This window comes from Vagococcus salmoninarum (assembly GCF_003987495.1).
GTDB classification, from domain to species: Bacteria; Bacillota; Bacilli; order Lactobacillales; family Vagococcaceae; genus Vagococcus_D; species Vagococcus_D salmoninarum.
In genome coordinates this window covers 32,416-44,806 of sequence record NZ_NGJU01000015.1, presented here as the reverse complement: position 1 = coordinate 44,806, position 12,391 = coordinate 32,416, and the positions used below count along the sequence as shown (strand labels likewise).

General features: G+C 37.8%; 14 protein-coding genes. 9 read left to right on the top strand and 5 right to left on the bottom strand.

From position 1 onward, the window contains the following. Nucleotides 1-31 precede the first annotated feature (31 nt). Nucleotides 32-349 (top strand): DUF1292 domain-containing protein, encoded by a 318-nt coding sequence (locus tag CBF35_RS10175; RefSeq protein ID WP_126780780.1) that lies wholly within the window; start codon nucleotides 32-34, stop codon nucleotides 347-349. Between the two features lie 65 nt (nucleotides 350-414). Here CBF35_RS10175 and rnhC read toward each other — a convergent pair whose 3' ends face one another. After that, entirely contained in the window at nucleotides 415-1,332 is a 918-nt protein-coding gene (rnhC, locus tag CBF35_RS10170; protein WP_126780778.1) for a ribonuclease HIII, read from the bottom strand. A 209-nt stretch (nucleotides 1,333-1,541) separates the two neighbouring features. Between rnhC and CBF35_RS10165 the strand changes: the two genes are divergently transcribed. The 8 genes from CBF35_RS10165 (at nucleotide 1,542) to CBF35_RS10130 (ending at nucleotide 8,867) form a co-directional block, all read left to right on the top strand. Then, nucleotides 1,542-2,018 (top strand): cell division protein ZapA, encoded by a 477-nt coding sequence (locus CBF35_RS10165; RefSeq protein ID WP_126780776.1) that lies wholly within the window; start codon nucleotides 1,542-1,544, stop codon nucleotides 2,016-2,018. 15 nt (nucleotides 2,019-2,033) lie between these two features. Continuing rightward, complete coding sequence (locus tag CBF35_RS10160) at nucleotides 2,034-2,582, top strand: CvpA family protein (RefSeq protein ID WP_126780774.1); 549 nt, start codon at nucleotides 2,034-2,036, stop codon at nucleotides 2,580-2,582. An 85-nt stretch (nucleotides 2,583-2,667) separates the two neighbouring features. Continuing rightward, nucleotides 2,668-5,037, top strand: a complete 2,370-nt coding sequence (locus CBF35_RS10155) for an endonuclease MutS2 (RefSeq protein WP_126780772.1) — start codon at nucleotides 2,668-2,670, stop codon at nucleotides 5,035-5,037. Between the two features lie 97 nt (nucleotides 5,038-5,134). Further along, nucleotides 5,135-5,443: a thioredoxin gene (gene trxA / locus CBF35_RS10150; RefSeq protein ID WP_126780770.1), complete on the top strand. Its 309-nt coding sequence runs from the start codon at nucleotides 5,135-5,137 to the stop codon at nucleotides 5,441-5,443. Between the two features lie 183 nt (nucleotides 5,444-5,626). Then, the gene (locus CBF35_RS10145) at nucleotides 5,627-6,418 is read left to right on the top strand and encodes a metal ABC transporter ATP-binding protein (RefSeq protein WP_126780768.1); all 792 of its coding nucleotides are present in this window, start codon (nucleotides 5,627-5,629) and stop codon (nucleotides 6,416-6,418) included. Further along, nucleotides 6,418-7,275 carry a metal ABC transporter permease gene (locus CBF35_RS10140; RefSeq protein WP_126780766.1) on the top strand — a complete coding sequence of 286 codons (858 nt, stop codon included), beginning with the start codon at nucleotides 6,418-6,420 and terminating at the stop codon, nucleotides 7,273-7,275. The genes CBF35_RS10145 and CBF35_RS10140 overlap by 1 nt, the downstream gene beginning before the upstream one ends. Further along, on the top strand, nucleotides 7,262-8,197 hold the full coding sequence (efaA, locus tag CBF35_RS10135; protein ID WP_126780764.1) for an Mn/Fe ABC transporter substrate-binding lipoprotein EfaA: 936 nt from the start codon (nucleotides 7,262-7,264) through the stop codon (nucleotides 8,195-8,197). Before CBF35_RS10140 ends, efaA begins: the two co-directional genes overlap by 14 nt. 208 nt (nucleotides 8,198-8,405) lie before the next feature. Next, nucleotides 8,406-8,867 (top strand): Dps family protein, encoded by a 462-nt coding sequence (locus CBF35_RS10130; RefSeq protein WP_126780762.1) that lies wholly within the window; start codon nucleotides 8,406-8,408, stop codon nucleotides 8,865-8,867. A gap of 48 nt (nucleotides 8,868-8,915) precedes the next feature. Here the strand turns inward: CBF35_RS10130 and CBF35_RS10125 are convergent, their stop codons facing one another. From CBF35_RS10125 to proC, 4 genes are all read right to left on the bottom strand, one after another. After that, entirely contained in the window at nucleotides 8,916-9,749 is an 834-nt protein-coding gene (locus tag CBF35_RS10125; protein WP_126780760.1) for a MetQ/NlpA family ABC transporter substrate-binding protein, read from the bottom strand. 10 nt (nucleotides 9,750-9,759) lie between these two features. Further along, nucleotides 9,760-10,434: a methionine ABC transporter permease gene (locus tag CBF35_RS10120; RefSeq protein WP_126780758.1), complete on the bottom strand. Its 675-nt coding sequence runs from the start codon at nucleotides 10,432-10,434 to the stop codon at nucleotides 9,760-9,762. After that, entirely contained in the window at nucleotides 10,431-11,168 is a 738-nt protein-coding gene (locus CBF35_RS10115) for a methionine ABC transporter ATP-binding protein (protein ID WP_126780756.1), read from the bottom strand. The genes CBF35_RS10120 and CBF35_RS10115 overlap by 4 nt, the downstream gene beginning before the upstream one ends. Before the next feature lie 322 nt (nucleotides 11,169-11,490). Continuing rightward, a complete protein-coding gene (proC, locus tag CBF35_RS10110; RefSeq protein WP_126780754.1) occupies nucleotides 11,491-12,294 on the bottom strand; it encodes a pyrroline-5-carboxylate reductase in 804 nt (267 codons plus the stop codon). Nucleotides 12,295-12,391 lie beyond the last annotated feature (97 nt).

The window sequence follows — 12,391 nt, the reverse complement described above, 5'->3', positions numbered from 1 at the left end:
TAATTTTATTATAAGAAAAGAGGAAGACAACATGTCACACGATCACAACCACGATCACGAAGAGGATCACGAATTTATTACATTAGTCGACGAAGAAGGAAATGAAGCCTTATTTGAAATTTTATTAACTATTGATGGTGAAGAAGAGTATGCGAATAAACAATACGTTCTTTTATTTCCAGCTGGTGTTGAAGAAGATGAAAATGAAGCTGAAGTTGAGTTACTAGCTTACGAGTATATCGAAGGCGAAGATGGCACAGAAGGCGACCTTAAAAACATCGAAACCGATGCTGAGTGGGACATGATTGAAGAAGTTTTCAATGCTTTTGTTGAAGAAGAAGAAGCTTAATCAAAAATTAAAAGCTAAGTCCTTGATTGATCAGGGACTTAGCTTTTTTGTTAGTCGTTTTTTAGCTATAATTTCTTTTGAGCTTTTTGCGTATTAGCAAAGTGGAGTTTGGCATACTTACCTAATAAGGCCATCCCACCTCGTTTTAATAATTTAGCTCCGACAAGATCTGATTTCGGGCCAGCACCAGAGGGCACGGTTAAGCCTAGTTCTTTACTAGCTAGGGCTAATTCATCAAGAAAACGAGCCCGGCAAATAATCGAAGCCGCCGCTACAGCTAAATGATGGGATTCCCCTTTAGTCGCAAAATACATTTTTTCGGTCACTTGTTTGGCTTCCCTAGCAAGATGTTTCCGATAGTTCGCTTCTGGTGTAAATTGGTCAATTAAGATCCCTTCCGGTTTAAGTGGGGCTAAATCTTCTAATAATAAGTAAATGGCTTGATTATGTAAAGCGACTTTCATCCGGTTAACATTATACTCTGGTTGAATTTGATTGTACTTAGTAGGATTAACAATTAGCTCCCGGTAAGGAACGGCCTGTCGCACATCTTTCGCAATAGCCTGAATTTGTTGATCCGTCAGTTCTTTGGAATCTTTGACTCCTAATTCTTTTAATAAAGGCATTTTACTTTTTTCAACGTAAGTAGCACAAACAACAACAGGGCCGAAATAACTCCCATTACCGACTTCGTCACTGCCAATGGCTGACCAAGAAGCAAAGCCTTTTGGTAAAGAACTAGCAGATGCGGCTGCTTTTTTAGTTGGTGTCTCGCTAAGATCCCCCCAAATAGTCGCTTCCGACTCTGCGTTAGCCCCTTGGAACATGACTTTTCCGGAAGTGTAGGCGGTAATCGTTAAATTGCCGACTTTAGCTGAAAATTCTGCGTAAGGCGGCGTTTTACTTTTTAATTGCTTTTGGTAATGTTTTTTCATCTTAGAAATGGTGGCTGGTGTGACTTTGATAATTGTTGAGTTGGACATAGTGTCCCTCCCTATCTTTTATATGATGTCTTCATTTTAAACAATTCTCAAGGAAATCACAAATCTAGTCATTCTTTTGTCGAAAGGTTTGTAAATTGAAATAAACTAATTTATAATGAATAAAGGTTTAAGCGGTTTTATTACTTATTAAATAAAGGCTAACTCATTAGTGAGTGCTTATTGTTGATAAATTAATGGAGGATTGAGTCATGTCTCAAGAGAAAAAACGATACAAGGCAAAGATTGCCAATAATACTTATACAATTATCGGGACGGAAAGTAAAACCCATATGGACATCGTAACGGAGATTGCTAATGAGCAACTACAAGATATTTTATCATTGTCTCCAAATACTGATTTGTCCCAAGGCTCAATTTTACTAGCAATTAATACGTTATCTGACCAATTAAAAAAAGAAGAACGGATTTTATATTTAGAAGAAGAAATTATCGAATTAAAAGAAAAAACAAAACGAGTCGAAGAATTAGAAACTCGCCTAAAACGCTATGACGAGATGGAAAGCCAGGCCAAAAAAGCGATTTCCGATGCCGGCCAACAATCTGAGAACATGTCGCCAGTTGAAGTTCAACGAGTGATGAATCAGCAAGTCATTGAAAAAATTCAACAAAATGCAGAAAAAATTAATCAGATCCAAACAACACAAGAGTCAAACAAGTCGAAATAAAAAAAGGTTGAGAATATGCTAACATTATTTATTATTATTTTATTTGCAATCGCCTACTATACTGGGGCACGTCGAGGGCTAGTTTTACAAATTGTTTACACCGTGGGTTACATGTTATCTTTATCCTCTGCGAAAAAATACTATTTAGTTTTAGCTAAAAAGTTAGAACTTATCGTTCCTTATCCTTCACCAGATCCGGATAGTAAACTAGTCTTTTTTAAAAGTGATGCCTTTTTTAAATTAGATGAAGCCTTTTACGCTGGGCTAGCCTTTGTTTTAATCTTGTTTATTGGTTGGGCAATGACCCGCTTTGTAGGAATCTTTTTCCACAAATTTACATTTTTCCCAGTTATTAAACAGGTGAACCAATTAGGTGGTGGCTTATTAAGCTTAATTGTCGTCTACGTAGGAGTCTTTTTTATCTTATATCTACTATCAATGATCCCTCTAGAAATCGTTCAAAATGCCTTTAGAGCTAGTGGTCTAGCGAGAATGATTGTTGATAAAACCCCTTATTTCTCATCACAAGTCTTTCAGTGGTGGGTTACTCAAAGTGGCGTATAGTACAACAAGAAGCTGGGCGATTTCGTTCAGCTTTTAGCATATTTTAAAGGCATGCCTTTAAAAACAGAAGATTGGAAGTGACAAAATGAATCCTAAAATCCTAAAAACATTAGAATTTAATAAAGTAAAACAATTATTAAAAGAACTTACCCGAACTGCTTTAGGGCAAGAAGAAGTTGAGAAATTGATGCCTATTAGTGAGCTAGCCACGATCCAAGAATGGTTACTAGAAACTGAAGATGGCAGTAAAATATTACGATTACGTGGGGGAATCCCAGTTCCCAAATTAGAAAATGTCCGACCACATATGAAACGAATTGAAATTGGCGCCATGTTAAATGGACTAGAAATTGCCCAAGTCGGCAGAGTCTTACAAACAACTTCGGAAATCACCCGCTTCTTTGATGACTTAGCCGATGCTGAAATTGACTTACATCGCCTTTATGACTGGGTTAGTAAAATGGTAACTATTCCTAGTTTGTCTCAGCGAATTCGAGTCTCGGTAGAAGAAGATGGTCGAATTACTGACGACGCTTCTGGGGCTTTAAAAACCATTCGCTCACAAATTAGACGAAGTGAGCAAAGTATTCGCGAACAGTTAGATAGTTTAATTCGAGGTAAAAATGCTAAGTATTTAAGTGACGCCATTGTGACTATGCGGAATGATCGTTATGTAATACCAGTGAAACACGAATATCGTGGAACTTTTGGTGGGGTCGTTCACGATCAAAGTGCGTCAGGGCAAACGTTATTTATCGAACCTAAACAAGTTGTTGAGTTAAATAATAAACTTCGGCAACATCAAATTGCTGAACGCCAAGAAATTGAGCGAATTTTATTAGAATTATCGAATGAACTAGTCCCTTACCGTCATGATATTTTACAAAATGCCTTTATCTTAGGCAAATTAGACTTTATTGAAGCTAAGGCCGAATTTGGTAAAAATTATCAAGGCGTGGTGCCAGTCATTAGTGAAAATCAAGGGGTTAGTTTGCACCAAGCCCGTCATCCCTTAATTCCGATTGAGCAAGTTGTGGCTAACGACATTGTGATTGGTGAAGATTACCAAGCGGTTTTAATTACGGGACCGAATACTGGTGGTAAAACAATTACTTTAAAAACTTTAGGACTTCTGCAATTGATGGGACAAGCCGGTTTACCAATTACGGCAGGAGAAGGCAGTCAAATTGGCGTCTTTAGCCAAATTTTCGCAGATATTGGTGACGAACAGTCCATTGAGCAAAGTTTAAGTACTTTTTCTTCTCATATGACCAATATTGTTTCGATATTAGAAAAAATTGATGACCAAAGCTTAGTCTTATTTGATGAACTAGGTGCCGGCACTGACCCTCAAGAAGGGGCGGCTTTAGCGATTTCTATCTTAGACAATGTCGGTGCTAAAAGTGCTTACGTGATGGCTACGACTCACTACCCAGAATTAAAAGTTTACGGCTACAATCGAGCAGGAACGGTGAATGCAAGTATGGAATTCGATGTCGATACTTTAAGCCCAACGTATAAATTATTAATCGGCGTACCTGGTCGCAGTAATGCCTTTGAAATTTCAAAACGCTTAGGACTAGAAGAGTCTGTTATCGATGAAGCGAAAAGTATTTTAGATGGGGAATCTCAAGATTTAAATGAGATGATTGCTGACTTAGAAAACCGCCGTAAAATGGCAGAAACAGAATACTTAGAAGTTCGTCATCACGTCAAAGAAGCTGCCCGACTTCATGAAGAACTAGAAAATGCTTATGGGTATTTCTTTGAAGAACGTGAGAAAGAATTAGCGGAAGCTAAATCTCAAGCCAATGAATTAGTTAAAGCAGCCGAAGAACAAGCAGAAAAAATCATCGCCGACATTCGTAAGATGCAACTAGCTAGTGGTAAAAGTGGCGGCATTAAAGAGCACGAGCTGATCGAAGCCCGGACGCAATTTAATCAATTGTATCAAGACGAAGGTCATTTAAAAAACAATAAAGTGTTACAAAAAGCTAAAGAGAAGAAAACCTTCCAAGCGGGGGATGAAGTTTTGGTGGAAGCTTTTGGCCAACGTGGAACCTTGCTTAAAAAAGTTGGCAATCAAGATTGGCAAGTCCAACTAGGAATTTTAAAAATGGCTGTTAGCGAGTCTGGTATGACTTTATTAACACCGGAAAAACCCGCTCCAGTCCAACAACTTTCCACTGTTAGAAGTAGTGGCGGACCGAAAATTAGCACTCAGTTAGATTTACGAGGGCAACGTTATGAGGACGCTCTTCAAGAAGTCGATCAATACATTGATGCGGCGATTATGGCAGGCTACTCTCAAGTGACGATTGTTCATGGGAAAGGCACGGGCGCTTTAAGAACGGGAATTACTAACTATTTACAAGGCCACCGCAACGTCCAAAAGTTTGAATTAGCTCCTCATAACCAAGGTGGTAGTGGGGCGACGATTGTGCAATTTAAGTAGTTGTGCAATAATGTGCAAACCAATTATTAGAGAAAAGAAAAAACCTTTGTTATAATACATTTATTAAGTAATTAGTAATTAGTAGGAGGAATTTAATATGGTTAAAAATTTAACAGATAAAAACTTTACAGAAGAAACAAAAAGCGGTTTAGTCTTAGTTGACTTTTGGGCACCTTGGTGTGGCCCATGTCGGACACAAGGTCCAATTATTGATGACCTAGCTGGGGAAATGACAAATGTTAGCTTTACAAAAGTTGACGTTGATGAAAATCCTGAAACAGCTTCTCAGTTTGGAATTATGAGTATTCCAACACTGTTAGTTAAAAAAGATGGCGAAGTCGTTGAAACCTTAGTTGGTGTTCATCGTAAAGAACAACTAGTAGATATTTTAAACAAACACGTTTAATCAGTTTAAACCAGCTAGGGAGGAAACTCTCTAGCTGGTTTTTTTTGTAGATTTTTTCAGATAAAGACCAATAAGTAGAAAGGGACTCACTAAATAGATAAATACGCTTGACCTAATCAGAATATTTTGGTAAGCTTATTTTAAGTTTAGGGATACCTAAACTTTAGTAGGAGGCAGAAAAGCATGGAGACATATGAAAAAATTAATTTACATACAGGCACTGCAAGTTATGCCGGTAAACCAATAAATGTTAAGGCGTTAACCGTATCTTACCAAGGAAAGACCGCGATTAAAGATATTACCTTAGAGCTAGCACCAGGGAAAATCACAGGCATTATTGGACCTAATGGCGCAGGAAAATCAACCTTGCTTAAGGGCATGATGGGACTTGTTAAAAGCGATCATGGAACAACTTTAGTTGGGAGTCACCCTATTAGTGAAGCCAAAAAACATATCGCTTATGTGGAACAACGAAGCGCAATTGATTTAACTTTTCCAATTACAGTTGAGGAAGTTGTTTTATTAGGCACTTTTCCTAAGTTAGGCTTGTTCCACCGGCCTAAAAAAGCCGATAAAGAACGGGTGCTAGCAAGCTTAGAGCTAGTTAAAATGACCGAATTTAAGAAACGCCAAATCGGTGAATTATCCGGTGGGCAATTACAGCGGGTCTTTATTGCTAGAGCTTTAGCACAAGATGCTGAGATTATCTTTTTAGACGAACCTTTTGTTGGGATTGATATGACTAGTGAAAAAGTTATTATTGATCTATTGAAAGAATTAAAAGCAATTGGTAAAACAATTGTCATTGTTCATCATGATTTACATAAAGTCATCGAATATTTTGATGAACTAGTGATTATCAACAAAGAATTAGTTAGTTATGGACCAGTAGCGACCTCATTTACGACGACTAACATTCAAAAAGCCTATGGCGATACAATGGGGAGCATTATAATTAAAGGAGTTGGGGCATAATGATTGCAAATTTTATTGATGGCTTAGTGAAGTATGAATTTTTACAAAATGCCTTAATTACTTGTATTATTGTTGGATTAATTTCAGGTGTGATTGGTAGTTTTATTGTCTTAAGAGGCATGTCGTTAATGGGAGATGCCATTTCTCATGCCGTCTTACCAGGTGTGGCGATTTCCTATATGGTAGGGGCAAACTTTATTATTGGTGCCTCAGTCTTTGGCTTAATGGCTGCTGGTTTAATCGGTTTTGTTACCCAAAAAAGTAAACTAAAAAACGATACTGCGATTGGGATTGTTTTTAGCTCATTTTTCGCTTTAGGAATTATTTTAATTTCTTTTGCTAAAAGTTCAACAGATTTGTATCACATTTTATTTGGGAATGTCTTAGCCGTTCGTCAAAGTGATATTGTGATTACTGCTAGTGTGGCCTTAGTTGTTTTTATTTTTGTCATAATCTTTTACAAAGAGCTATTAGTTAGTTCCTTTGATCCAACAATGGCCCAAGCTTACGGCTTAAATGTCCAATTAATCCATTACGGCCTTATGTTTGGCTTAACTTTAGTAGCAGTGACTTCTTTACAAACTGTAGGAACAGTCTTAGTTGTGGCGCTCTTAGTGACACCAGCAGCGACGGCCTTCTTATTAACTAATAAACTTTCTGTAATGATTGTGATTTCGGCACTACTTAGTACCTTAAGTTCAGTGATTGGTTTATTCTTTAGCTACAATTACAACTTAGCTTCAGGAGCTGCCATTGTCTTAACAGCAGCTGGATTTTTCATTATTGCGTTTATCTTTTCACCAAAACAAGGGATTGTCTTTAAAAAGAAAGAGAGGAAATTAAATGAAACAACTTAAAATAATGACGTTAAGCTTGCTAGCAGTCTTAACTTTAGCAGCATGTGGTCAAAAAGAAACAGCAGAAACAGCCCAGACCGATGGGAAAGTCCAAGTCGTAGCGACGAACTCAATTATTGCCGACTTAGCTGAAAATATCGGCGGTGATAAAATCAATGTTCATAGTATCGTACCAGTGGGGACTGACCCCCATGAATATGAGCCTTTACCAGAAGATATAGCAAAATCAACTGAAGCGGAAGTCATCTTTTATAATGGCTTAAACTTAGAAACAGGTGGCAATGGTTGGTTTGTAAAATTAATGGAAACCTCGCATAAAGAAGCGGAAGAAGATTTCTTTGAAGTCAGTAAAGGAGTATCACCGATGTATCTTTCTGGTGAAGGTCAAGAATCCGAACAAGACCCACACGCTTGGTTAGATATATCTAATGGGATTAAATACGTTGAAAATATGCGTGACGTCTTAATTAGTAAAGACGAAGAAAATCAAGACGATTATCAAAAAAATGCCGCAGCTTACATTGAGGAGTTAACTAAGTTAGATCAAGAGGCAAAAGAAAAATTCAATGATCTACCTGCAGATAAAGCCTTACTTGTAACTAGTGAAGGAGCCTTTAAATACTTCTCAAAAGCTTACGGTTTAGAAGCTGGTTACATTTGGGAGATTAATACAGAAAGCCAAGGAACGCCAGATCAAATGAGTCAAATTATTGACCGGATCAGAGAGACGAAAGTTCCCGCCCTGTTCGTAGAATCTAGTATTGACCCACGAAGTATGGAAAGTGTCTCGAAAGAAACTGGGGTACCTATTTACGAAAAAATATTTACCGACTCTTTAGCGGCTAAAGGTGAAAATGGTGATACTTATTACAAGATGATGGAGTGGAACTTAAATAAGATTCATGAAGGGTTAAATCAATAACGAGTCTGTCAGTCAATGCTTAATCGGCAACTGAAAATAAATAGTGTGAAAACAGGGAGAGGCGTCTCCTTGTTTTTTTGTCTTGGGAATAATTGAGAAAGACTATCAATTAAGAGGAGTTAGTTGCACTTATCTTCCAGAGGGGCTAGGATAGAAGTAGTCAAAGGATTAAATTAGCAATCCAAATTAAAAGGAGGAATTAATTATTATGAGTTACCCAAAAACCCAAGTTGTCTTAAATCAGTTAGTCGCTGACTTGAGCCAATTCGCAACAATGATTCACCAAACCCACTGGTACATGCGTGGTAATGATTTCTTAACGTTACATCCGCAAATGGACGAATTTATGGATGTGGTTAATGATCAACTTGATGAAGTCGCTGAACGACTAATAACAATCGGTGGCGCTCCTTACTCAACGTTAACAGAATTTGCGACACACACGAAATTAACTTCTGAAAAAGGTAGCTATGACAAAGAGCTGAACCAACGAATAGAAGACTTAATCACCGGCTACCGTTACTTCCAAGGACTCTTTGCAGAAGGCATTGAAGTTGCCGGGGCAGAAGGGGATCAAGTCACAGAAGACCTCTTGATCGATTTTAAAGGTAGTGTTGAAAAAACAATCTGGATGTTAACAGCTAAACTAGGCCGTGAACCAGGAATTTAAACTAAAAAAGCACCAATCAGCTCAGCTGATTGGTGCTTTTTATATCGCTTAAAATGAGGGAACAATCGTATTACCATGTTCTTCTTCTAAGAATTTTTTTACTTCAGGACTAGTCATGGCTTTTTTCAAAGCCGTAATTTCTGGTGAGTCTTGATTGTCTTCACGGGCAACGAGACTAATTGAAAAGCGTTGGTCAATTTTCTCTTCTAAAATCAAGGCGTCATCTGGCGTTAAATCAATTTTAGCAATATATGCCGGGTAGTTATAAACGAGTGAGACATCTTTTTCGTCATAAGTTTCTGAAAGATTTAACAAATCAACAGATAACCATTGGAAATTATGAGGGTTTTCAACAATGTCTTTAGTCGTGCCTTCAAAACCAACCCCTTTATCTAAAGTGATTAAGCCAGCATTATCTAAAATTGCTAAAGCGCGGCCTTCGTTAGAGACGTCACTTGGAATCGCGACTTTTGAACCATCAGGAATCTCATCGATGGTTTTAGCATTTTTTGAATAAAAGCCAACTTTCGCATCGTAAATCTTTTGTACAGCGACTAGATTAGCGTCACGCTCTTGGTTAAAAGTCTCCATAAAAGGTTGATGTTGGGCAAAGTTAGCATCAACTTCTTCATTTTTTAATAGTTCATTGTATTGAATGTTGTCATTGACTTGCACTAATTCTAACGTATAACCGGCTTCTTCCATGACAGGAGTAGCTACCTTAATAATATCAACCATGGTTGGGAGATGAGCAGCGATTTTAACGACTTTGTTTTCCGGTGTAGCTGAGCTTTCTGATGATGGCTTAGCAGTACTATTACCACAAGCGACTAACCCTAAACTAACAAGACTAAGCAAACTAACTAAGACAATTTTTTTCATTTTGACACTCCTATTTTCTTTTATCGATTTTTTTGGCGATGGTAGTACCTAAAAATTGAAACAGTACGACAATTAAGATAATTGCCAGAATCGTTGTATACATAATATCGAATTCATAACGTTGATAACCGTAACGGATCGCAAAGTCGCCAATTCCGCCACCACCAATTACACCCATCACTGTTGAATAAGAAATCATGCTAATTAATACCGAAGTCAAACTTAAAACTAATCCTGAACGTGCTTCCACGAACAAGAAATGAACGATCAATTGATACCGACTAGCCCCAAGTGACTGGGCCAACTCGATCACTTCATGAGGGACATCTAATAAAACTTGCTCAACTAGCCGACCATAAATGGCGACAGCTACGAGACTTAAGGGTAAGGAAGCAGCGTAGGTCCCAAAGGAACTGCCGATTAAAAAACGAGTAAGGGGAATCAAGGCAATGACGAACAATAAAAAAGGAAAGGATCGGACAATATTGACGTAAGCATTTAAGCAAATAGCTAACCAAGGCTGTTTGATAACCCCACTGGAACCAGTTAAAAACAAATAAGTTCCTAAGGGCAGACCAAAAAGTAAGGCAGCAATTAATGAAATCGACAACATGTAACTTGTTTCAAAAAATGCCTTCGTAATTTCTGGTTGGTAATAAACTAAGCGTTCTAAATAAGTCGTCATAAGCTTAACTGCTCCAAGGCTCGCTGGTAGTAAGAAGAGTAAGTTTTATTATCTTTGGTTAAAGGTTTAATTTGAACCACATCGAGTAATTTCCCTTCCTCTAAAATTGCCCCTCGTTGACAAAGTTGGCGAATGACTTGGAATTCATGACTTACAATCACAATTGTTGTCTGGAACTGTTGATTGATATGTTTTAGTAACTGAATAATCTCGTTGCTATGTTGGTCATCTAATGCTGAAGTCGGTTCGTCACATAGTAAAATCTTTGGATCAGTAGTCAGGGCCCGGGCAATTGCGACTCGTTGTTTTTGCCCACCACTTAATTGTTTCGGGTATGCCCCTTGTTTGTCCCACATGTTAACAAATTTCAACAGTTCTTCAATTTTTTCAGGCTGATGCTTTTTTTGGAGCTTTAAAGGCAAGGCCACATTTTGAGCAACAGTTAAGTTGTTCAATAAATTAAACTGTTGGAAGATCATGGCAGTTTGTTGACGATAGCGTTGTTGTTCTTTCCCTTTTAACTGATTGTAGCTTTGGCCATTAATCAAAATTTCACCACTAGTTGGTTCTTCAATCCTATTAATTAAACGGAGTAAGGTTGATTTACCAGACCCACTTTCCCCAAGGATTCCAAAAATCTCAGCTTCGTCAATTGTTAGAGAAAGTGAACTTAAAGCTGAGGTACTTGTCGGGCCCTGCGAGAATTGTTTGGCGACATTCTGAAAGGTAATCATGAGTAGTTCCTCCGTTCATCAATAATACTTGTTCCGTGACAAGTTAAGTGTATTGTTACTTATTTTGTGAAAAACAGCAATGGGAAGGCTAGAAAAGCTTGAAAAAAACAAGGGAGTAAAAAAATAAAAAACGGAGTGGGTATCGATGTAATCCTCTAAAAACCTTAGTTTAATGGTTTTATCAAGTGAAAAAGAGGTGTGAAAATAACAGATGATTAAAAACAATATTGTTTTTATGAAACGATAATAAAAAGCTGACCTGTAAAATGAAAAGTCACAAAGGACAAACGTTTCTTTTTACTAGAATCAGCTTCTGTCATGGTTAACTTAATTCAGCATCTCGTTGAATCGTTGCTTCAAGGCCTTTAATAACGGTGGCCATAAAGGCTTCTTCTTCTAAGGCAACTAGTCCGGCAATGGTTGTGCCACCAGGGGAACAGACTTTATCAATTAAATCCCAAGGCGTCTCATCAAGGGATTCAAGGACCATTTTGGCGCTACCTAAAACAGCTTCGGCAGCAATTTTCGTAGCTAATTTTTTAGGGAGACCGTTTTTGACCCCAGACCGTGACATAGCATCGATGTAAAGATAAGTATAAGCAGGGGAACAACCAGCTAAAGAAGTAAAATTACTGAAGTCTTTTTCAGATACTTCATAAGCGGAACCAACTGTTTCAAATAAGTTGATTACTTGGGCGATATCATGCTTTGAAACGTAATCATTGCCACAAACTGCGGAGACACTATGACCGATACTAATGTTCATATTTGGCATCACCCGAATGATTTTTTGTTCAAGGGGTAAGTGAGCACTTAGACTATCTAATGTTAAGCTCGCCGCAATCGAGATAAACAGTTTATTTGTTGCTAATTCTGGGGTGTTAATCGCTCTTAAAATCTCCGGCAACAAGTACGGTTTAGTTGCTAAAATCACGATATCCACAGCTGCGACTAACTCCATATTAGAAGAGGCACTAGTGACACCTAATTCTTTTGCCAAGAGTTGGCTGCGGCTAGGCGTACTTGCCGTAATAATAATCTTGTCACTACTGATTTTGTTTGTTGAGATTAAACCTTTAATAATTCCTTGGGCCATATTACCGGCACCAATAAAGCCAAGTTTCATCGCTGTTCCTTCTTTCTGCTAATATGATAGTTCAATTTTACTTCTAAAGAGTAGAGACTGCAAACCTTTCCTGATTTTAGTAGTATTATCAGCCTTT

What these genes read in the sequence shown, in the direction of transcription:
- CBF35_RS10175 (WP_126780780.1), top strand. Translation starts at nt 32, where the DNA reads ATGTCACACGATCACAACCACGATCACGAAGAGGATCACGAATTTATT.
- rnhC (WP_126780778.1), bottom strand. Translation starts at nt 1,332, where the DNA reads ATGTCCAACTCAACAATTATCAAAGTCACACCAGCCACCATTTCTAAG.
- CBF35_RS10165 (WP_126780776.1), top strand. Translation starts at nt 1,542, where the DNA reads ATGTCTCAAGAGAAAAAACGATACAAGGCAAAGATTGCCAATAATACT.
- CBF35_RS10160 (WP_126780774.1), top strand. Translation starts at nt 2,034, where the DNA reads ATGCTAACATTATTTATTATTATTTTATTTGCAATCGCCTACTATACT.
- CBF35_RS10155 (WP_126780772.1), top strand. Translation starts at nt 2,668, where the DNA reads ATGAATCCTAAAATCCTAAAAACATTAGAATTTAATAAAGTAAAACAA.
- trxA (WP_126780770.1), top strand. Translation starts at nt 5,135, where the DNA reads ATGGTTAAAAATTTAACAGATAAAAACTTTACAGAAGAAACAAAAAGC.
- CBF35_RS10145 (WP_126780768.1), top strand. Translation starts at nt 5,627, where the DNA reads ATGGAGACATATGAAAAAATTAATTTACATACAGGCACTGCAAGTTAT.
- CBF35_RS10140 (WP_126780766.1), top strand. Translation starts at nt 6,418, where the DNA reads ATGATTGCAAATTTTATTGATGGCTTAGTGAAGTATGAATTTTTACAA.
- efaA (WP_126780764.1), top strand. Translation starts at nt 7,262, where the DNA reads ATGAAACAACTTAAAATAATGACGTTAAGCTTGCTAGCAGTCTTAACT.
- CBF35_RS10130 (WP_126780762.1), top strand. Translation starts at nt 8,406, where the DNA reads ATGAGTTACCCAAAAACCCAAGTTGTCTTAAATCAGTTAGTCGCTGAC.
- CBF35_RS10125 (WP_126780760.1), bottom strand. Translation starts at nt 9,749, where the DNA reads ATGAAAAAAATTGTCTTAGTTAGTTTGCTTAGTCTTGTTAGTTTAGGG.
- CBF35_RS10120 (WP_126780758.1), bottom strand. Translation starts at nt 10,434, where the DNA reads ATGACGACTTATTTAGAACGCTTAGTTTATTACCAACCAGAAATTACG.
- CBF35_RS10115 (WP_126780756.1), bottom strand. Translation starts at nt 11,168, where the DNA reads ATGATTACCTTTCAGAATGTCGCCAAACAATTCTCGCAGGGCCCGACA.
- proC (WP_126780754.1), bottom strand. Translation starts at nt 12,294, where the DNA reads ATGAAACTTGGCTTTATTGGTGCCGGTAATATGGCCCAAGGAATTATT.